At 71.5% G+C, this 18,292-nt stretch carries 17 protein-coding genes; 3 read left to right on the top strand and 14 right to left on the bottom strand.

What is annotated here, in order from left to right; all coding sequences use genetic code 11:
- Positions 1-8: 8 nt before the first annotated feature.
- Entirely contained in the window at positions 9-1,040 is a 1,032-nt protein-coding gene (locus ABIQ69_RS06750) for an aminotransferase class V-fold PLP-dependent enzyme (RefSeq protein ID WP_350349604.1), read from the top strand.
- 6 nt (positions 1,041-1,046) lie between these two features.
- Here ABIQ69_RS06750 and ABIQ69_RS06745 read toward each other — a convergent pair whose 3' ends face one another.
- Genes ABIQ69_RS06745 through ABIQ69_RS06730 form a run of 4 tightly spaced genes read right to left on the bottom strand, consistent with a single transcriptional unit; the run spans position 1,047 to position 4,534 of the window.
- Positions 1,047-1,811 (bottom strand): fumarylacetoacetate hydrolase family protein, encoded by a 765-nt coding sequence (locus ABIQ69_RS06745; RefSeq protein ID WP_350349603.1) that lies wholly within the window; start codon positions 1,809-1,811, stop codon positions 1,047-1,049.
- A 10-nt stretch (positions 1,812-1,821) separates the two neighbouring features.
- Complete coding sequence (locus tag ABIQ69_RS06740; protein ID WP_350349602.1) at positions 1,822-2,307, bottom strand: GNAT family acetyltransferase; 486 nt, start codon at positions 2,305-2,307, stop codon at positions 1,822-1,824.
- A complete protein-coding gene (locus ABIQ69_RS06735) occupies positions 2,304-3,419 on the bottom strand; it encodes a branched-chain amino acid aminotransferase (protein WP_350349601.1) in 1,116 nt (371 codons plus the stop codon). The genes ABIQ69_RS06740 and ABIQ69_RS06735 overlap by 4 nt, the downstream gene beginning before the upstream one ends.
- A 41-nt stretch (positions 3,420-3,460) precedes the next feature.
- Positions 3,461-4,534: a 3-isopropylmalate dehydrogenase gene (locus tag ABIQ69_RS06730; RefSeq protein WP_350349600.1), complete on the bottom strand. Its 1,074-nt coding sequence runs from the start codon at positions 4,532-4,534 to the stop codon at positions 3,461-3,463.
- Between the two features lie 119 nt (positions 4,535-4,653).
- Between ABIQ69_RS06730 and ABIQ69_RS06725 the strand changes: the two genes are divergently transcribed.
- Positions 4,654-4,908: a DUF6458 family protein gene (locus ABIQ69_RS06725; protein ID WP_350349599.1), complete on the top strand. Its 255-nt coding sequence runs from the start codon at positions 4,654-4,656 to the stop codon at positions 4,906-4,908.
- Between the two features lie 54 nt (positions 4,909-4,962).
- Here the strand turns inward: ABIQ69_RS06725 and ABIQ69_RS06720 are convergent, their stop codons facing one another.
- On the bottom strand, positions 4,963-6,543 hold the full coding sequence (locus ABIQ69_RS06720) for an MFS transporter (protein WP_350349598.1): 1,581 nt from the start codon (positions 6,541-6,543) through the stop codon (positions 4,963-4,965).
- Positions 6,544-6,641: 98 nt separating this feature from the next.
- Between ABIQ69_RS06720 and ABIQ69_RS06715 the strand changes: the two genes are divergently transcribed.
- The gene (locus tag ABIQ69_RS06715) at positions 6,642-7,226 is read left to right on the top strand and encodes a TetR/AcrR family transcriptional regulator (RefSeq protein ID WP_350349597.1); all 585 of its coding nucleotides are present in this window, start codon (positions 6,642-6,644) and stop codon (positions 7,224-7,226) included.
- A gap of 59 nt (positions 7,227-7,285) precedes the next feature.
- Here the strand turns inward: ABIQ69_RS06715 and serA are convergent, their stop codons facing one another.
- From serA to ABIQ69_RS06670, 9 genes are all read right to left on the bottom strand, one after another.
- Positions 7,286-8,878 carry a phosphoglycerate dehydrogenase gene (gene serA / locus ABIQ69_RS06710; RefSeq protein ID WP_350349596.1) on the bottom strand — a complete coding sequence of 531 codons (1,593 nt, stop codon included), beginning with the start codon at positions 8,876-8,878 and terminating at the stop codon, positions 7,286-7,288.
- A gap of 163 nt (positions 8,879-9,041) precedes the next feature.
- A complete protein-coding gene (locus ABIQ69_RS06705; protein WP_350349595.1) occupies positions 9,042-9,410 on the bottom strand; it encodes a hypothetical protein in 369 nt (122 codons plus the stop codon).
- Positions 9,407-9,922: a DNA polymerase III subunit gamma/tau gene (locus ABIQ69_RS06700; RefSeq protein ID WP_350349594.1), complete on the bottom strand. Its 516-nt coding sequence runs from the start codon at positions 9,920-9,922 to the stop codon at positions 9,407-9,409. Before ABIQ69_RS06700 ends, ABIQ69_RS06705 begins: the two co-directional genes overlap by 4 nt.
- 9 nt (positions 9,923-9,931) lie before the next feature.
- A complete protein-coding gene (locus ABIQ69_RS06695) occupies positions 9,932-10,693 on the bottom strand; it encodes a copper homeostasis protein CutC (protein ID WP_350349593.1) in 762 nt (253 codons plus the stop codon).
- A 216-nt stretch (positions 10,694-10,909) separates the two neighbouring features.
- Positions 10,910-11,938 (bottom strand): ketol-acid reductoisomerase, encoded by a 1,029-nt coding sequence (gene ilvC, locus ABIQ69_RS06690; RefSeq protein WP_350349592.1) that lies wholly within the window; start codon positions 11,936-11,938, stop codon positions 10,910-10,912.
- Positions 11,939-11,969: 31 nt separating this feature from the next.
- Entirely contained in the window at positions 11,970-12,479 is a 510-nt protein-coding gene (ilvN, locus tag ABIQ69_RS06685) for an acetolactate synthase small subunit (protein WP_350349591.1), read from the bottom strand.
- Positions 12,480-12,481: 2 nt separating this feature from the next.
- Positions 12,482-14,284 carry an acetolactate synthase large subunit gene (locus ABIQ69_RS06680; RefSeq protein WP_350349590.1) on the bottom strand — a complete coding sequence of 601 codons (1,803 nt, stop codon included), beginning with the start codon at positions 14,282-14,284 and terminating at the stop codon, positions 12,482-12,484.
- 41 nt (positions 14,285-14,325) lie between these two features.
- A complete protein-coding gene (ilvD, locus tag ABIQ69_RS06675; protein WP_350349589.1) occupies positions 14,326-16,023 on the bottom strand; it encodes a dihydroxy-acid dehydratase in 1,698 nt (565 codons plus the stop codon).
- 9 nt (positions 16,024-16,032) lie between these two features.
- Complete coding sequence (locus ABIQ69_RS06670; RefSeq protein WP_350349588.1) at positions 16,033-18,276, bottom strand: bifunctional alpha,alpha-trehalose-phosphate synthase (UDP-forming)/trehalose-phosphatase; 2,244 nt, start codon at positions 18,274-18,276, stop codon at positions 16,033-16,035.
- Between the last annotated feature and the right edge of the window lie 16 nt (positions 18,277-18,292).

Raw genomic sequence — 18,292 nt, 5'->3', positions numbered from 1 at the left:
CTGGAGGCATGCACCCCGCTCGCACGCAGTACGCCTCCGGCCGCGGCTACCTCGCCGCCTGCACGCTGGGCCTCCCGAGCGCGGCGACGCGCGAGGCCCTCGCGACCGACCTCGAGCGGTGGGCCGGCGGCCGCGCCAGCGCCGCCGAGTATTCCTCCGTCGTCGAGCGCGCCCGAGGCCACGCCGCCACCCTCCTCGGCACCCGGCCCGAGCGCGTCGCGACGGGCTCGCAGGTGTCGGTGTTCGCCGGACTCGTCGCCGCCTCCGCCGCTCCGGGCGCGGAGGTCGTCTGTATCGACGGCGACTTCAGCTCGATCGTCGCGCCGTTCCTCGCGCGCGGCGATCTCCGCGTGCGCCACGTGCCGCTCGATGCGCTCGCGGACGAGATCGGGCCGGGCACGTCGATCGTCTCCGCATCGCTCGTGCAGTCCGCGACGGGCGAGGTCGCCGACGCGACCGCGGTTTCACGCGCCGCACGCGACGCGGGCGCATTCCTCCTGCTCGACACGACCCAGGCGACCGGATGGATGCCGACCGACGACCTCGACGCGGACGTGCTCGTCTGCCACGCCTACAAATGGCTCTCCGCGCCCCGAGGCGCGGCGTTCGCGGCCTTCAGCGACCGCGCGATCGCGGACCTCACCCCGCACACGGCCGGGTGGTACTCGGGCGCCGACCCGTGGGCGTCCTGCTACGGCCCCGACCTGCACCTCGCCGCCGATGCCGGCCGCTTCGACGTCTCCCCCGCGTGGCACGCGTGGGCGGGCGCGGAGATCGCCCTCCGCCAGGCCGCGGAACTCGACCAGGCCGGCGTCCGCGACCACGACGTGCGTCTCGCGAACGCGCACCGGGAGCGTCTCGGGCTCGAGGCATCCGACAGCGCCATCGTCACCTGGCCCGACGCCGACGGCGACGACCTCGCCGCGCTCACGGGTGCGGGACTCGTCGCCTCGGGGCGCGCCGGCCGCGCGCGCGTGGCGTTCCACCTCTGGAACGACGACGAGGACGTCGAGCTCGCGGCCTCGGCGCTCGGACGCTGAGCCGCGTCAGCGCACGGGGTTCGACAGCGTGCCGAGTCCGGAGACCGTGACCTCGACGGTGTCGCCCGCCACGAGCGGGCCGACGCCCGCGGGCGTGCCCGTGAGGATCACGTCGCCGGGCAGCAGCGTGAACACGGCGGACGCGTAGGCGATGATGGCCGGCACGGAGTGCACCATGTCTGCCAGGCGGCCCTCCTGCCGGCGCTCGCCGTTCACGCTCGTCTCGATGGTGCCCGACTGGAAGTCGACGTCGGTCGCGATGACCGGGCCGAGCGGGCAGAACGTGTCGAAGCCCTTCGCCCGGGTCCACTGCCCGTCGGAGCGCTGCAGGTCTCGGGCCGTCACGTCGTTGGCGACGGTGTAGCCGAAGATCACGTCCTCGGCGTCGGCCTCGGCCACGTTCTTCGCGATGCGGCCGATGATCACGGCCAGCTCGCCCTCGTGCTCGACGCGCGAGGACTGCGGCGGCAGCACGATGGCGTCACCCGGCCCGACCACCGACGTGTTCGGCTTCAGGAACAGCAGCGGCTCGGCCGGTGCCTCGTTGCCGAACTCGGCCGCGTGCTCGCGGTAGTTCCGCCCCACGGCGACGACCTTCGACCGCGGGATGACGGGGGCCAGCAGCTTCGCGTCGGCGAGCGGCACCCGCTCGCCCGTGGTCTCGAACCCGGCGAAGAGCGGATCGCCCTTCAGCACGACGAGGTCGTGCTCCTCCTCGTCGATGATCCCGAACGAGATGGACTCACCGTGGCTGAACCGCGCGACCTTCATGACGCCCAGCCTAGTTCGCGGGCGCGTCGGGGATGAGCCGCTTGCCGAGGCTCACGGCGGCGTCGGGCGCGTAGCCGAGGCGGCGGTAGAACTCGAGCACCTCCTCGTTCGTCGAGCGCACCTGGAGGTTGAGCTTCGGGCAGCCGCGCTCGAGCAGCAGGCGCTCGGCTTCGCCCATCAGCACGCGGCCGAGCCCGCCGCGACGCAGGCCCGGGTCGACGGCGAGGTAGTTCACCCAGCCCCGATGCCCGTCGTAGCCGACCATCGCCGTGCCCACGACGCCGCCCTGCCCACCGGCCGCCTCGGCGACCAGGAACAGCTCGGGCTGCACCGCGAGCTTCCGCTCGATGTCGAGATACGGGTCGTTCCAGGGCACGACGAGCCCGCACGCGCGCCAGAGGGCGACGACGGTCTCGGTGTCGGCGAGGGCGAAGGGGCGGATGCGCACGGCGGACGCCGCGGCATCCGCCCCGTCGCCGGGAGCGATGGTGCTCACGCGTCGAGGCGCAGCATCCAGCCGTGCCGGTCCTCGACGCGGCCGTACTGGATGCCGGTGAGCTCGCTGCGGAGCGAGAGCGCGAGCTCCTCGGACTCGGGGCCGTGGTGCACGATCTCGAAGTCCTCGGCGAGGAGCCGCCCGATGGGCACCACCACGGCGGCGGTCCCGCAGGCGAACGCGCCGATGATGTCGCCGGATGCCGCGCCCTCGCGCCACTCGTCGATGGTGACCCGGCGCTGCTCCACCTGGTGCCCGCGGTCGGCGGCCAGCTGCAGGATCGAGGCGAGGGTGATGCCTTCGAGGATGGAGTCGGACTCGGGGGTGACCAGGGTGCCGTCCCTGCGGACGAGCACGACGTTCATGCCGCCGAGCTCCTCGAGGTAGCGGCCCTCGTCGAGGAAGAGCACCTGCTGGCAGCCCTTCTCGTACGCTTCGGCCTGCGGCAGCAGGCTCGACGCGTAGTTGCCGCCCGTCTTGGCCGCGCCCGTACCGCCCTTGCCGGCTCGGGCGTAGTTCGTCGAGAGCCAGATGTTCACGGGCTGCACGCCGCCCGGGAAGTACGCACCGGCGGGGCTCGCGATGAGGTAGTACGCCGCCTTCTTCGCCGGGCGGACGCCGAGGAACGCCTCCTTCGCGAACATGAACGGTCGCAGGTACAGGCTCGTCTCATCTGCCGTCGGCACCCAGTCGCCGTCGACCGCGATGAGCTGCTTCAGCGAGTCGATGAAGACCTCGACCGGCAGCTCGGGCAGCGCCATGCGGTGCGCGGAGCGCTGCATGCGCGCCGCGTTCTCGTACGGGCGGAACGTGTGGATCGACCCGTCGGCGTGCCGGTAGGCCTTCAGTCCCTCGAAGATCTCCTGCGCGTAGTGCAGCACGGCCGCAGCCGGGTCGAGCTGGATCGGCCCGTACGGCGAGACGCGCGGCCGGTGCCACCCGCCCTTCTCCGACCAGCAGAGGTCGACCATGTGGTCGGTGAAGTGGTTGCCGAAGCCCGGGTCGGCGAGGATCGCCTGACGCTCGGCGTCGGACTTCGCCTCGTCGTTGCGGGTGATGTTCCAGGTCAGGCCTGCGGCGGACGGGGCCTGGAGCGGAAGGTCGATGGTCATGTCGCCATCCCTTTCAGAGGTGCGGTGTGGATGCGTCGGATCTAGGGCACGGGCACCGCGGCGCCGGCGGCGATGCGGCCGGCGATCGCGTCGCCGACCTCGGAGGTCGTGCGCCGCGCGTCGCCGCGCTCGGCGAGGTCGGCCGCGATCGCGCGTTCGACTCGGGTCGCGGCATCCGTCTCGCCGAGGTGGCGGAGCAGGAGCGCGACCGAGCCGATGGCCGCGGTCGGGTCGGCGATGCCCTTCCCGGCGATGTCGGGTGCGGAACCGTGAACCGGCTCGAACATGCTCGGGAACCGGCCGTCGGGGTTGATGTTGCCCGAGGCTGCGAGTCCGATGCCGCCGCTGATCGCGCCGGCGAGGTCGGTCAGAATGTCGCCGAAGAGGTTGTCCGTGACGATGACATCGAATCTAGCAGGATCGGTGACGAGGAAGATCGTGGCGGCGTCGACGTGGAGGTAGTCGACGGCGACGTCGGGGAACTCGGCGGCGACGGCGTCGACCTGGCGCTTCCAGAGGGAGCCCGCGAAGACGAGCACGTTGGTCTTGTGCACGAGGGTCAGCTTCTTGCGGCGTCGGGATGCCTCGGCGAAGGCGTAGCGCACGACCCGTTCGACGCCGTACGCGGTGTTCACCGACACCTCGTTGGCCGTCTCGTGCGGGGTGCCGACGCGGATCGCGCCGCCGTTGCCGACGTAGGGCCCCTCGGTGCCCTCGCGGACGACGACGAAGTCGACGTCGCCCGGGTTCGCGAGGGGGCTTTCGACGCCGGGGTAGAGCACCGTGGGCCGGAGGTTCACGTAGTGGTCGAGCTCGAAGCGGAGCTTCAGCAGCAGGCCCCGCTCGATGTTGGCGCCCGCGAGGCGCGGGTCGCCGGGCGCGCCGCCCACCGCGCCGAGCAGGATCGCGTCGTGCGAGGCGATCGCGGCGAGGTCGTCGTCGGTGAGGACGTCGCCGGTCTCGAGATAGCGGCCCGCACCGAGCGAGAACGGCGTCTGCTCGAACGACACGTCGGTGCCGGCGGTCGCGGCGTCGAGGGCCTTCAGCGCCTCTGCGACGACCTCGGGGCCGATGCCGTCTCCGGGGATGACCGCGAGCTTGACCGTCCGTACCATGCTTCTCCTTCGTGCGCCAGCCCTCCCAGCGTAGCCCGTGGCGTGGGTAGCGTGACGATCAGTGGCACGGGCCACGGGCACGGCGCGGCACCCGACCACGCCGGGAAAGGAAGGGCCAGATGAGTCTCGGACTCGGCATCGTTCTCTTCGCCATCGGCGCGATCCTCGCATTCGCGCTCAACGTCACGGTCGACTGGATCGACCTGCAGATGGTCGGCTACATCCTGATGGCCGCCGGCGCGGTCGTGATCGTGCTCGGCATCATCTTGATCGCCCGCCGCCGGCGGAGCATCAGCACCTCGCGGACCGCGGTCGACCCGGCGACGGGCGAGCGCGTGACCCGCGACGAGACCTCGACGCCCGAGACGTACTAAGGGACGCACGCGTCGAGCAGACGGGGGCGGGGGACGCACCCGGGAGCCCGCGGCCTATTCGGCCGCGGGCTTCGGCGTGCGCCCGAGCGTGAGCGCGGCGACGAGGGCGGCGGCGGCCATCAGCGCGACGCCGATGAGCGAGGTCACGACGACCCCGCCGTCGAATGCGGCGGCGGCGGAGGTCTGGAGCGCCGCGGCGACCGTGTCCGGGAGCGCCTCGGCGGTCGCCATCGCTCCCGCGAGGGTCTCGCGGGCGGCCTCGGCCTGGGCGGCGGTGAGTCCGTTCGGCACCACGAGCGCCGACGCGTAGTGCGCGGCGAGGATGCTGCCGAGCACCGTCGTGCCGAGGACCGCGCCGAGCTCGTACGCCGTCTCGGAGACGGCTGAGGCGGCGCCCGCCTTGGCCGCGGGCGCACTGGAGAGGATGAGCTCGTTCGACACCGTCTCGGCGGCGCCGATGCCGACGCCGAGCAGCACGAACGCCACGATGACCGGGCCGATCGACTCGCTGCCGGCGGTGAACGCCACCAGCAGGTACCCGCCGGCGGAGAGCGTCAGGGCGACGGGAACCAGCACCCGGCTCGGCACGCGCCGCGCGATCGGCACGACGACGAGGCCGGCGATGATCATCGCGATGAGCCCCGGCGCGAGCGCGAGGCCCGCCGCCACCGGCGTGAGGCCGGCGATGAGCTGCAGGTGCTGCGAGACGAAGTACAGGAAGCCGACGAGCGAGATCACCGAGAAGAGGTTCACCAGCACCGCTCCCCCGAACGTGCCCTGCCGGAACAGCCGCATGTCGAGCATGGGCGTCGGCCGCCGCAGTTGCCGGCGCACGAACAGGTAGCCGAGGAACACGCCGAGCACGATCGCCTGGATGCCGAAGCCGGCGACGCCCTCGGTCGCGAGCGACTTGATGCCGTACACGACCGGCACCATCGTGCCGAGCGAGAGCAGGATGCTCGGCACGTCGACGGGGCCGGGCGCCGGATCGCGGCTCTCGGGCACGAGCAGCGGCAGGAGGACGACGAGGGGCACGAGCACCGGCACGGCGAGGAGGAACACCGATCCCCACGCGAAGTGCTCGAGCAGCAGTCCGCCGACGAGCGGGCCGAGGGCGCTGCCGGCCGCGAACCCGGTCGCCCAGATCGCGATGGCGAGCCGGCGCTGTTCGCGGTCGAGGAAGACACTGCGCAGCAGCGAGAGCGTCGAAGGCATGAGCATCGCACCGAAGAAGCCGAGGGCCGCGCGAGCGGCGATGAGCAGTCCCGCGGTCGGCGCGAAGGCCGCGGCGACCGAGACCAGCGCGAAGCCGATGGAGCCGATGAGCAGGAGCTTCCGGCGACCGACGCGGTCGCCGATCGAGCCCATTGCGACGAGCAGGCCCGCGAGCACGAGCGGGTAGGCGTCGATGATCCAGAGCTGCTCGGCCGCCGTCGGCCCGAGGTCGCGCGCGATCTCGGGCAGCGCGAAGCTGAGGACGGTGTTGTCGACCGAGACGAGCAGCACGGGCAGCATGAGGACGGCGAGGGCGACCCACGCGCGACGCGGCGCACGGGTGATGGATGCCTCCGCGGGCGATGTCTCGCCCGCGAGTGCGGTCTCGTGGGCGGGCGTGGTCGTGCGGTCGTTCGTCATCTCGTACTCGGTTTCGTGGCTGGGTTTCTATACCGTCCGGCTGGTATAGTAACAGACGTGAACCCCCGACGTCACGCGGCATCCCCGACAATCGAGTCATGAGCCGACCACCAGCCGCCCGCGAGGCCGTCCTCGACGCATTCGAGCGCCTCATCATCGCCGACGGCGAGCGCACGGCCACGCTCGACGCGACCGCGAGGGCGGCCGGCGTCTCCAAGGGCGGCCTGCTCTACCACTTCGCCTCGCGGCAGGCCCTCATCGCCGGCCTCGTCGAGCGGCTCCACCGCCTGGTCGACGACGACGTCGAGCGCATCCACGGCGCGCCCGACGGCGCCATCTCCTACTTCGTCCGCTCCTCCACCGAGCTCGAGACCGCCCTCGACCGCACCTTCGTCGCCGCCGTCCGCCTCGCCCAGGGCGGCGACCGCGCGACCGCGCAGGCGATCGACGAGGTGCGCCGGCGCTGGCTCGACGAACTCGAGCGCGAGGTCGGCGACCCCACGGTCGCGCTCGCCATCACCCTCATCGGCGACGGCCTCTACTACCACGCGGCGCTCCGAGCGGACGCCCGAGGCGACGACGTCGACACCGCCGCCGTCGAGTCGCACGAGATGGACGCGCTCGTCGACCTGCTCGAGCGCGTGGCGCGCGACGAAACCGCGCGCCGCACCGGCCGCGAGTAGCCCGGCAGACGACGACGGCCCGGTGCGAGGCATCCGGGCCGTCGTGCGTCGTCGGAGCGTCAGTCCTCGGTGATGTCGATCTCGACGAGGGCGGTCGCATCGATCGCCGCCCGCACCCGCTCGAGCACCTCGGCGGGTACCGGCGAGTCGACGGTCAGCACGCTGAGCGCCTGGCCGCCCGCCTCGCGACGAGCGATCTGCATGCCGGCGATGTTGATGCCCGCGTCGCCGAACTCGCCGCCGTACACGGCGACGATGCCCGGACGGTCGGTGTACAGCATCACGATGTGATGCTTCGCGATCGGCACCTCGACGTCGTAGTCGTTGATGCCGACGAGCTTCTCGACCTGCTTGGTGCCGGTGAGGGTACCCGACACCGAGACCTGCCGCCCGTCGGAGAGCGCGCCGCGGAGCGTGATCACGTTGCGGTACTCGGGGCTCTCGCCCTCGGCGATGAGACGCACCTGCACGCCCCGCTGCTCGGCGAGCAGGGGCGCGTTGACGTACGAGACGGTCTCGGAGACGACGTTGGTGAACACGCCCTTCAGCGCCGCGAGCTTCAGCACGCTCACGTCGTAGTCGACGAGCTCGCCGCGCACCTCGATGTCGAGGCTCGTGAGCGCGCCGTGCGCGAGCCCGGAGAAGAGCTGGCCGAGCTTCTCCACGAGCGGGATGCCGGGGCGGACGTACGGGTCGATGACGCCGCCGGCGACGTTCACCGCGTCGGGTACGAGCTCGCCAGCCAGGGCGAGGCGCACCGACTTGGCGACCGACACGCCCGCCTTCTCCTGCGCGTCGTCGGTGGACGCGCCGAGGTGCGGCGTCACGAGGATGTTCGGCAGGCCGAGCAGCGGCGACTCCTTCGGCGGCTCGCTCACGAACACGTCGAGCCCGGCGCCCGCGATGGTGCCCGCGACGAGGGCATCGTGCAGGGCCTGCTCGTCGATGAGGCCGCCGCGCGCCACGTTCACGACGTACGCGGTCGGCTTCATCTTCGCGAGCTGCTCCGCGCCGATCATGCCGAGGGTCTCGGGTGTGCGCGGCATGTGGATCGTGACGAAGTCGCTGCGCTCGAGCAGCTCGTCGAGCGAGACCGTCTGCACGCCGAGCTGCTGCGCGCGCGCCGCCGTGATGTACGGGTCGTACGCGATGACCTCCATGCCGAACGCCTGGAGGCGCGCGGTGATCAGCGCGCCGATGCGGCCGAGGCCGATGATGCCGACCGTCTTCTCGTAGAGCTCGGTGCCGGTGTACGCCGAACGCTTCCACTCCCCCGCGCTGAGCGAGGCGTGGCCCGCCGGGATGTGCCGGGCGAGGCTCAGGATGTGCCCGATGGTGAGCTCCGCCGCGGAGATGATGTTCGAGGTCGGCGCGTTCACGACCATCACGCCGGCGGTCGTCGCCGCCTTCACGTCGACGTTGTCGAGCCCGACACCGGCACGCGCGACCACCTTCAGCTTCGGCGCGGCCGCGATGGCCTCCGCGTCGACCTGCGTCGCGGACCGGATGAGGATGGCATCGGCTTCGGAGATCGCCGACAGCAGCGCCGGACGGTCGGTGCCGTCGACCGTGCGGATCTCGAAGTCGGGCCCGAGGGCGTCGACGGTGGCGGGCGAGAGTTCTTCGGCGATCAGCACGACCGGCTTTGACACGAACGGTTCCTTCGGGGCGATGCGCGCGCGAGGCGGCGGCTTGCGGTGGGATGCGCCACACGCCGTCGGGGCGCCTACCCCGACATGCTACTTGAGCGCGGATGCCCGGCTCGTCGTGTGACGCCGGATGCCGACCTCGTCGGTCGATACCGGATGTCGCGGCTCAGGCGAACGAGCCCGCGATGAGCAGGAGCACCGAGAGCGACGTGAACAGCGCCGCCGACACCGCGAGTCCGCCGAGATAGCACAGCGCGGACACGAGGACGCTCCGCCGCCGGCCGAGGAGGAACGCCCCGACGAAGCACGCGACCGGCGCGACGAGCGCCGCACCCATCACGATCCACCCGACGACCGTGAAAGTCACGCCGATGCTCAACAGCTGCACGAGGCTCTCCACGACCTCCCAGAGGTCGTAGGCGAAGAACAGGCCGAAGGCGACCGCGAGGGTCACCCGGAGCCACAGCGGCTGCGTGCGACCGGGCGCCTCGGCGCTCGTCACCGGCTCGGAGCCGGCCGTCTCGGCGGCGCTCATGCGGTCACCCCCACCACGAAGGCGAGCGGGACGAGCACGACCGCCCCCACCGCGAGCCACACGAGCCGGAGCGTCGCCCGGCGCACCAGCAGGAAGACCAGCCCGAACCACAGGAGCGGGGCGGCGACGGCGAACCAGAGACCGAGTTCGTACATGACGTCGCCCAGCACGCTGAAGCCGGGCGGCGTCGCCCGGATCGCGGTCAGCAGCCACCCGATCGTGTACAGCAGGTAGACGCCGCCGAGGACCCCGAGGACGACCAGCTCGACCGAGCCGGTCTGGCGCGAGGCATCCGCCCGCTGAGCGGTCTCCCCGGTCGTGTCCCGATCCGCCTCCTCGCCCTCGCCTGTGGCAGCGGAATCGGCGACATCGGCGTCGCCCGGGTCGGAGGTCGATCCGGCCCGTGAGGCGGAGCCGTCGGCGGCGGCGCCGACGCGCTTCCAGCCGGGCGCCAGCGTGGGATCGTCGTCGCCCTCCCAGCGGAGCGCGTCGTCGTCGGGGTCGCGGGTCATGCGCCCACCCTATCGACCGGTGGCCCCGCCACGTGGCGTTGCGGCGGCCGCCGCGACGGCCGCACGGACGAGCCCGGGGTCGGTGATATCGAACCCGTCGACGCCGCCGCCCGGCCCGCTCGCGCCGCCGCGGCTCGTGGTGCCGCGCGCGGAGAGGTGCACCGCGTGGACGCCGGCGGAGATCAGCTCGGCGATGTCCGCGATCCGCACGCCGCCGCCCGCCATGATCTCGAGGTCGGTCGTCTCCTCGACGAACTCGGCCAGCCGGTCGAGTCCCGCGCGGCAATCCTGCGCACCGCCGGAGGTCAGCACCCGGCGGGCGCCGGCGGCCTGCGCCGCCCGCACGGCGGCCGCCGGGTCGGCCGCAGCGTCCACCACGCGGTGCACGGTGACGTCGATCCCGTCGGCGGCCTCGACGAAGCGCGCGATGGCGTCGGCGTCGAGCTCACCGCGCTCGGTGAGGGCGCCGACGACCACGCCGTGCGCGCCGAGCGCGCGCGCCGCACGGATGTCCCGCTCGATGACGGACCGCTCCTCCTCGTCGTACACGAACCCGCCGCCGCGCGGGCGGACGAGGACGTGGACGAATCGCTCAGCCGCGGCCTGCTGGGCCTGGTCGACGGCCGCCTCGATCAGGCCGGCGGAGGGCGTCAGCCCGCCGAGGCCGAGCGCCTGACAGAGTTCGATGCGGGCGGCACCTGCCTCGAGGGCGATGCGGACGCCCGCGGCATCCTGTACGGCGATCTCGACGGGCAGGGGCGCTCGGGTCATCCGATCAGGGTACCGGCGACGCTCCCCCGAGACGCACGAGGGCGGGGCCGGCCGGAGCCGGCCCCGCCCTCGGCGGAGCGACGGTCGCGCGCGCGCGACCTCGCCGTCGGATCGCTTTAGCGCGCGACCTCGCCGTCGGCATGCGCCGGCCGGAGGCCGGCGCATCATGGGCGCAGCGTCGTCGTGACGACTGCGGCGACGGCGCGGGTCCGCTCTTTAGCGCGCGACCTCGCCGTCGACGTAGTCGTCGTCGTTCGACGCGTTCCAGGCGAACAGCTTGCGGAGCTCGCGGCCGGTCGCCTCGATCGGGTGCGCCTCGCCCTTCGCGCGGAGCTCGAGGAACTCCTGCTGGCCGTTGTCCTGGTCGGCGATGAAGCGCTTGGCGAACGTGCCGTCCTGGATGTCGGCGAGGACCGCCTTCATGTTCTCCTTGACGTGCGGGTCGATCACGCGCGGGCCCGAGACGTAGTCGCCGTACTCGGCCGTGTCGGAGACCGACCAGCGCTGCTTGGCGATGCCGCCCTCCCACATGAGGTCGACGATGAGCTTCAGCTCGTGCAGCACCTCGAAGTACGCCACCTGCGGCTGGTAGCCGGCCTCGGTGAGGGTCTCGAAGCCGTACTGGATGAGCTGCGACACGCCGCCGCAGAGCACCGCCTGCTCTCCGAAGAGATCGGTCTCGGTCTCCTCGGTGAACGTGGTCTTGATGCCGCCGGCACGGAGGCCGCCGATGGCCTTGGCGTAGCTCAGCGCGAGCGGCCACGCCTGGCCCGAGGCATCCTTCTCGACGGCGACGATGACGGGCACGCCGCGTCCGGCCTCGTACTCGCGGCGCACGGTGTGGCCCGGGCCCTTCGGGGCGACCATGATCACGTCGACGCCCTCGGGGGCCTCGATGTAGCCGAAGCGGATGTTGAAGCCGTGACCGAAGACGAGGGTCTTGCCCTCGGCGAGGTTGTCCTTGATGGACTCGGCGTAGATGTGGCGCTGGTACTGGTCGGGCGCGAGGATCACGATGACGTCGGCGCCGGCCGCGGCGTCGGCCACGGACTTCACCTCGAAGCCGGCCTCCTCGGCCTTCGCCGTCGACTTCGAGCCCTCCTTGAGGCCGATGACGACCTCGACGCCCGAGTCGCGGAGGTTCTGCGCGTGCGCGTGGCCCTGCGAGCCGTAGCCGATGACGGCGACCTTCTTGCCCTGGATGAGCGAGAGGTCGGCGTCCTTGTCGTAGTAGATCTCAGCCATGTGCTGTTCTTTCTCCTTGGTGGTGGTCTGGTCAGCTTCGGAAGACGCGCTCGGTGATCGACTTGCCGCCGCGGCCGATCGCGAGGAGGCCCGACTGGGCGATCTCCTTGATGCCGTAGGGCTCGAGCACGCGCAGCAGCGCCTGGGTCTTGCCGGAATCGCCCGTGACCTCGATCACGAGCGCGTCGGTCGCGACGTCGACCACGCGGGCACGGAAGAGGTTCACGGCCTCGAGCACCTGCGAGCGCGTGGTGTTGTCGACGCGCACCTTGATCAGCAGGTGCTCGCGCTGCACCGACTGCGCGGGGTCGAGCTCGACGATCTTGATCACGTTCACGAGCTTGTTCAGCTGCTTCGTGACCTGCTCGAGCGGGAGCTCCTCCACATCGACGACGACCGTGATGCGGGACAGACCCTCGATCTCGGTGTGACCGACCGCGAGGGACTCGATGTTGAACCCGCGGCGGGCGAACAGGCCCGCGACGCGGGTCAGCAGGCCGGGCTTGTCCTCGACGAGGAGGGAGAGCACGTGGGTCGACATGGTCAGTCCTCCTCGCTGAACGCGGGCGCGTGGTCGCGCGCGTACTGGATGTAGCTGTTCGACACGCCCTGCGGCACCATCGGCCACACCATCGCGTCGGCCGAGACGACGAAGTCGATCACGACCGGGCGGTCGTTGGTCTCGAGCGCGAGCTTGATTGCGTCGTCGACCTCTCCGGGCTTCGTCACGCGGATGCCGAGCGCGCCGTACGCCTCGGCGAGCTTCACGAAGTCGGGGATGCGGACCGAGTCGTGGCCGGTGTTCAGGTCGGTGTTGGAGTACCGGCCGTCGTAGAACAGGGTCTGCCACTGGCGCACCATGCCGAGCGAGGAGTTGTTGATGATCGCGACCTTGATCGGGATGTCGTTCAGGGCGCAGGTGGCGAGCTCCTGGTTCGTCATCTGGAAGCAGCCGTCGCCGTCGATCGCCCACACCACGCGGTCGGGCTGGGCGACCTTCGCCCCCATCGCCGCGGGCACGGCGTAGCCCATGGTGCCGGCGCCGCCGGAGTTCAGCCACGAGTTCGGTCGCTCGTACTTGATGAACTGCGCGGCCCACATCTGGTGCTGACCGACGCCTGCGGCGTACACGCCCTCGGGTCCGGTGAGCTCGCCGATGCGCTCGATCACGTACTGGGGCGCGAGCAGGCCGTCGGAGGTCGGCGCGTACCCGAGCGGGTACTCCGTGCGGAGCCCGTCGAGCGTCGCCCACCACTCCTCGAGGTCGGGCGTCGTCTCGGCGGTCGCCGACCGGTACGCGGCGACGAGGTCGACGAGCACGTCTTTCAGGTCGCCCACGATCGGCACGTCGGCGGTGCGGATCTTCGAGATCTCGGCCGGGTCGATGTCGACGTGCACGACCTTCGCGTTCGGCGCGAAGAGCGACGCCTTGCCCGTGACGCGGTCGTCGAAGCGCGCGCCGAGCACGACGAGCAGGTCGGACTCCTGCAGCGCGAGCACCGCGGGCACGGTGCCGTGCATGCCCGGCATGCCGAGGTGCTGCGGGTGCGAGTCGGGGAACGCGCCGCGAGCCATGAGCGTCGTCACCACGGGCGCGTTCGTCGCCTCCGCGAGGGTGCGCAGTTCATCGGATGCCCCGGAGCGGATGACTCCGCCGCCGACGTAGAGCACGGGGCGCTTGGCCTCCGCGATCAGCTGCGCCGCGGCAGCGACCTGCTTGCCGTGGGCCTTCGTGATCGGCCGGTAGCCCGGCAGGTCGACCTTCGGCGGCCACTGGAACGGGAACGTCGCCTGCTGGGCGTCCTTCGTGATGTCGACGAGCACCGGGCCGGGGCGGCCGGTCGTCGCGATGTGCACGGCGGCCGCGATGGTCGCGGGGATGTCGGCGGGATCCTTCACGAGGAAGCTGTGCTTGGTGACCGGCATCGTGATGCCCACGATGTCGGCCTCCTGGAAGGCGTCGGTGCCCATGAGGTTCGAGAACACCTGACCGGTGATCGCGAGGAGGGGCACCGAGTCCATGTGGGCGTCGGCGATCGCGGTGACGAGGTTCGTCGCCCCCGGGCCGGAGGTCGCGATCGCGACGCCGAGCTTGCCGCTGGACGAGGCGTAGCCCTCGGCCGCGTGGCCGGCGCCCTGCTCGTGCCGGACGAGGATGTGCCGGAGCCGGCGGCTGTCGAGGAGCGGGTCGTAGACGGGCAGGATCGCCCCGCCCGGCAGACCGAACACGTCGGTGATGCCGAGCAGCTCGAGCGAGCGGACGACCGCCTCGGCTCCCGTGATCAGCTCGGGCGCGCTCGAGGGCACGTTCGCGGGCGATGGCACGGGTGATGATTCCGTGGACATACGGTTCCTTCTGCTGGACGGTGTGCGGGTGGGCGCAGCACTCAGCCCGTCGTGGCGCCTTCGGCGGCAGAACGCACGAGCTTGGAGTACTTCGCGAGGACGCCTCGGGTGTAGCGCGGGGGAAGCGGAGCCCAGCCGTCGCGGCGGGCTGCCAGCTCGGCTTCGTCGACCAGTAGGTCGATGGAACGAGCTGCGATATCGACCCGAATCAGATCACCATCGCGCACGAAGGCGATCGGACCTGCGTCCACCGCCTCGGGTGCCAGATGGCCGATGCACAGGCCGGTTGTGCCGCCTGAGAATCGACCGTCCGTCAAGAGTAGTACATCTTTTCCGAGCCCAGCGCCCTTGATGGCGGCGGTGATCGCGAGCATCTCGCGCATGCCGGGCCCGCCCTTCGGGCCCTCGTAGCGGATCACGACGACGTCGCCCGCGGCGATCTCGCCGTTGGTCAGCGCGTCCATCGCGGCGCGCTCGCGCTCGAACACGCGCGCGGGGCCTTCGAAGACCGCGGCGTCGAATCCGGCGGTCTTCACGACGGCGCCCTCGGGGGCGAGCGAGCCGTGCAGGATCGTGAGCCCGCCGGTCTCGTGGATCGGGTCGTCGAGGGTGTGCAGCACCTCGCCGTCGAGCGGCGGCAGGTCCATCTCGGCGAGGTTCTCGGCCATGGTCTTGCCCGTGACGGTGAGCACGTCGCCGTGCAGCAGGCCCGCATCGAGGAGCGCCTTCATGAGCACCGGCACGCCGCCGCGACGGTCGACGTCGTTCATGACGTACTTGCCGAACGGCTTGAGGTCGCCGATGTGCGGCACCTTCGAGCCGATGCGGTTGAAGTCGTCGAGCGTGAGCTCGACGTCGGCCTCGCGGGCGATGGCGAGCAGGTGCAGCACGATGTTGGTCGAGCCGCCGAGCGCCATGCCCACGGCGATCGCGTTCTCGAACGCCTCCTTGGTGAGGATCTGGCGGGTCGTGATGCCGAGCTTCAGCAGGTTGACGACGGCCTCACCCGAGCGGTGCGCGTAGTAGTCGCGACGTCGGTCGGCCGAGGCGGGCGACGCGGAGCCCGGCAGCGAGAGGCCGAGCGCCTCGGCCACCGACGCCATCGTGTTGGCCGTGTACATGCCGCCGCAGGCGCCCTCGCCGGGCGCGAACGCGCACTCGATGCGCTTGGCGTCGGCCTCGCTCATCTTGCCGGCCTTGACGGCGCCCACCGCCTCGAACGAGTCGATGATCGTGATGTCCTTCTCGGTGCCGTCGGACAGGCGCACCCAGCCCGGCGCGATCGACCCGGCGTACAGGAAGACGCTCGCGAGGTCGAGGCGGGCGGCGGCCATGAGCATGCCCGGGATCGACTTGTCGCAGCCGGCGAGCAGCACCGAGCCGTCGAGGCGCTCGGCCTGCATGACGACCTCGACGGAGTCGGCGATGACCTCGCGCGAGACGAGCGAGAAGTGCATGCCCTCGTGGCCCATGGAGATGCCGTCGGAGACAGAGACGGTGCCGAACTGCAGCGGGTAGCCTCCCCCGCCGTGCACACCCTCCTTGGCTGCCTGCGCGAGGCGGCCGAGGGAGAGGTTGCAGGGGGTGATCTCGTTCCACGAGCTGGCGATGCCGATCTGCGGCTTGTCCCAGTCCGCATCGCCCATGCCGACGGCCCGGAGCATGCCCCGGCTGGTCATGGCTTCGATGCCGTCCGTGACGACGCGGCTACGCGGTTTGGGGTCGATCTGGGAGGACATGGAACGAGTCTATGTCCAGGCGGATGCCCCTCCGCGCGCAGCGTCACGGGCGTCGGCGAGGCGCTCCAGGAGCTCCGCGACCTCCTCCGGACTGCGCACCCGGTGGGCCGCGAGCGACTTGCCCTGACCGACCTTCACGCCCACGTCGTCGCCGTCGAGCGCGGCGAACGCGTCCTCGTCGGTGACGTCGTCGCCGATGTAGAGCACGACGCTCGCACCGACGTGCTGGCGCAGCCGGTTGAGCGACTCGCCCTTGTCGCTGGAGCGCACGGCGAACTCGAGCACGGCCTTGCCGGTCCGGACGGTGATGCCGAGCAGTTCGGCCTCGACCCGCTCCTTCGCGTCGTGCTGGAGGGCGACGCCGTCGTTGGCGCTGAGGCGCCGGGTGTGCAGCGCCAGGCCGGCGGGCTTGCGCTCGATCCATGCGCCGTCGGCTCCGGAGGCGACCGACTCGACGATCTCGTTCAGGCGGTCGAGCTTCGCGAGCTCGGCGTCGCGCAGGTCGATCTGGATGGGCCCCGTGTCGAGCTTCAGCTCGACGCCGTGGGAGCCGCTCAGCAGCGTGCCGGTCGGCGGGTCGGCGACCTCGCCGAGGCTGTCGAGCGCCCGGCCGGAGACGATCGCGACGCGGGTGTCCTCGATGGCGGCGAGCCGGCGGATGGCCTCGAGCGCCCGGTCGGTGGCGCGCGCATCCTCGGGCCGGTCGACGAGCGGCGCGAGCGTCCCGTCGAAGTCGAGCGCGACGAGCAGGCGTTCGGCGCCCGCGAGGTGCGCGATGGCGGCCTGCAGCGAGTCGGGGATGCCGGCGGTGACCTGGCCCGAGCCGGTGAGCGCCTTCAGGAACGTCGCCGACCAGTTCGCCACGTCGTTGTCGCGCACGCGCTTCCTGAGGGCCCGCATGCGACGGGAGCGTTCGCGCTGCGGCATCGCGACGGCCTCCGTCATCGCATCCTTCAGTCCCTCGATGTCGTGCGGGTTCACGAGCACGGCCTGCCTGAGCTCGTCGGACGCGCCGGTGAACTCGCTGAGCAGCAGCACGCCGTCGTTGTCGAACCGGCAGGCGACGTACTCCTTGGCCACGAGGTTCATGCCGTCGCGGAGCGCGGTGACGAGCATGATGTCGGCGGCGAGGTAGAGGGCCACCATCTCCTCACGCGGGTAGCCGTGGTGGAGGTAGGCGATCGCCTGGTGGCCGAGCGTGGAATAGTCGCCGTTCAGGCGTCCGACCATGAGCTCGATCTCGTCGCGGAGCTGCCGGTAGGTCTCGACGCGCTCCCGCGACGGGCTCGCGACCTGCACGAGGGTGACGTCCTCGACGTTCAGGCGCCCATCGCGCAGCAGCTCGCCGAACGCCTTCAGCCGGTGCCGGATGCCCTTGGTGTAGTCGAGCCGGTCGACGCCGAGCATCACCGTCTTCGGGTTGCCGAGCTCCTCGCGGATCTGGCGCGCCCGCGCCTGGATGTCGGGCCGTCGGGCGAGCTCCTCGAACCCGCCGGCGTCGATCGAGATCGGGAAGTGGCGGGCGACGACGCGGCGCACCTCGCCGTCGGGCTCGGGCACCTCGATCACGGTGCCGCGGGTGGTGTAGCCGAAGAGCCGGCGGACGGCGCGGGAGAAGTTGCCCGCGTCGGCGGCGCGCTGGAAGCCGATGACGTCGGCGCCGAGCAGCCCGTCGATGACCTGGCGTCGCCACGGCAGCTGGGAGTAGATGCCGTACGCCGGGAACGGGATGTGGTTGAAGAAGCCGATCACGAGGTCGGGCCGGCTCTCGCGGAGCATCCGTGGCACGAGCTGAAGCTGGTAGTCCTGCACCCAGACGACCGCGCCTTCTGCGGCGGCGCGCGCGGCGGCCTCGGCGAAGCGGCGGTTGACGCGGACGTAGGCGTCCCACCATTCGCGGTGGAACGAGGGCGGTGCGATCACGTCGTGGTACAGCGGCCAGAGCGTGTCGTTGGAGAAGCCCTCGTAGTAGTCCTCGAGCTCGTCGGCCGAGAGCGGTACCGGGATGATCGAGATGCCGTCGTGCTCGAACGGGTCGAACTCGCGGTCGGCGACGCCGGCCCAGCCGACCCAGGCGCCGTCGGCGGCGCGCATGACGGGCTCGAGCGCGGTGACGAGGCCGCCTGGCGAACTCCGCCATTCGGTCTCGCCGCCGGGGCCCTCGCGGTAGTCCACGGGGAGCCGGTTGGAGACCACGACCATGTCGTAGGCGTGATCGACGTACAGGTCGTCTGGTTCGGGGGTGTTCGTCATCTCGGCGTCTGCCTCC

This window comes from Agromyces sp. G08B096, from assembly GCF_040267705.1.
Lineage (GTDB): Bacteria > Actinomycetota > Actinomycetes > Actinomycetales > Microbacteriaceae > Agromyces.
This window is presented reverse-complemented; position numbering and strand designations above follow the sequence as displayed.

What these genes read in the sequence shown, in the direction of transcription:
- ABIQ69_RS06750 (WP_350349604.1), top strand. Translation starts at nt 9, where the DNA reads ATGCACCCCGCTCGCACGCAGTACGCCTCCGGCCGCGGCTACCTCGCC.
- ABIQ69_RS06745 (WP_350349603.1), bottom strand. Translation starts at nt 1,811, where the DNA reads ATGAAGGTCGCGCGGTTCAGCCACGGTGAGTCCATCTCGTTCGGGATC.
- ABIQ69_RS06735 (WP_350349601.1), bottom strand. Translation starts at nt 3,419, where the DNA reads ATGACCATCGACCTTCCGCTCCAGGCCCCGTCCGCCGCAGGCCTGACC.
- ABIQ69_RS06730 (WP_350349600.1), bottom strand. Translation starts at nt 4,534, where the DNA reads ATGGTACGGACGGTCAAGCTCGCGGTCATCCCCGGAGACGGCATCGGC.
- ABIQ69_RS06725 (WP_350349599.1), top strand. Translation starts at nt 4,654, where the DNA reads ATGAGTCTCGGACTCGGCATCGTTCTCTTCGCCATCGGCGCGATCCTC.
- ABIQ69_RS06720 (WP_350349598.1), bottom strand. Translation starts at nt 6,543, where the DNA reads ATGACGAACGACCGCACGACCACGCCCGCCCACGAGACCGCACTCGCG.
- ABIQ69_RS06715 (WP_350349597.1), top strand. Translation starts at nt 6,642, where the DNA reads ATGAGCCGACCACCAGCCGCCCGCGAGGCCGTCCTCGACGCATTCGAG.
- ABIQ69_RS06705 (WP_350349595.1), bottom strand. Translation starts at nt 9,410, where the DNA reads ATGAGCGCCGCCGAGACGGCCGGCTCCGAGCCGGTGACGAGCGCCGAG.
- ABIQ69_RS06700 (WP_350349594.1), bottom strand. Translation starts at nt 9,922, where the DNA reads ATGACCCGCGACCCCGACGACGACGCGCTCCGCTGGGAGGGCGACGAC.
- ABIQ69_RS06695 (WP_350349593.1), bottom strand. Translation starts at nt 10,693, where the DNA reads ATGACCCGAGCGCCCCTGCCCGTCGAGATCGCCGTACAGGATGCCGCG.
- ilvC (WP_350349592.1), bottom strand. Translation starts at nt 11,938, where the DNA reads ATGGCTGAGATCTACTACGACAAGGACGCCGACCTCTCGCTCATCCAG.
- ilvN (WP_350349591.1), bottom strand. Translation starts at nt 12,479, where the DNA reads ATGTCGACCCACGTGCTCTCCCTCCTCGTCGAGGACAAGCCCGGCCTG.
- ABIQ69_RS06680 (WP_350349590.1), bottom strand. Translation starts at nt 14,284, where the DNA reads ATGTCCACGGAATCATCACCCGTGCCATCGCCCGCGAACGTGCCCTCG.
- ilvD (WP_350349589.1), bottom strand. Translation starts at nt 16,023, where the DNA reads ATGTCCTCCCAGATCGACCCCAAACCGCGTAGCCGCGTCGTCACGGAC.
- ABIQ69_RS06670 (WP_350349588.1), bottom strand. Translation starts at nt 18,276, where the DNA reads ATGACGAACACCCCCGAACCAGACGACCTGTACGTCGATCACGCCTAC.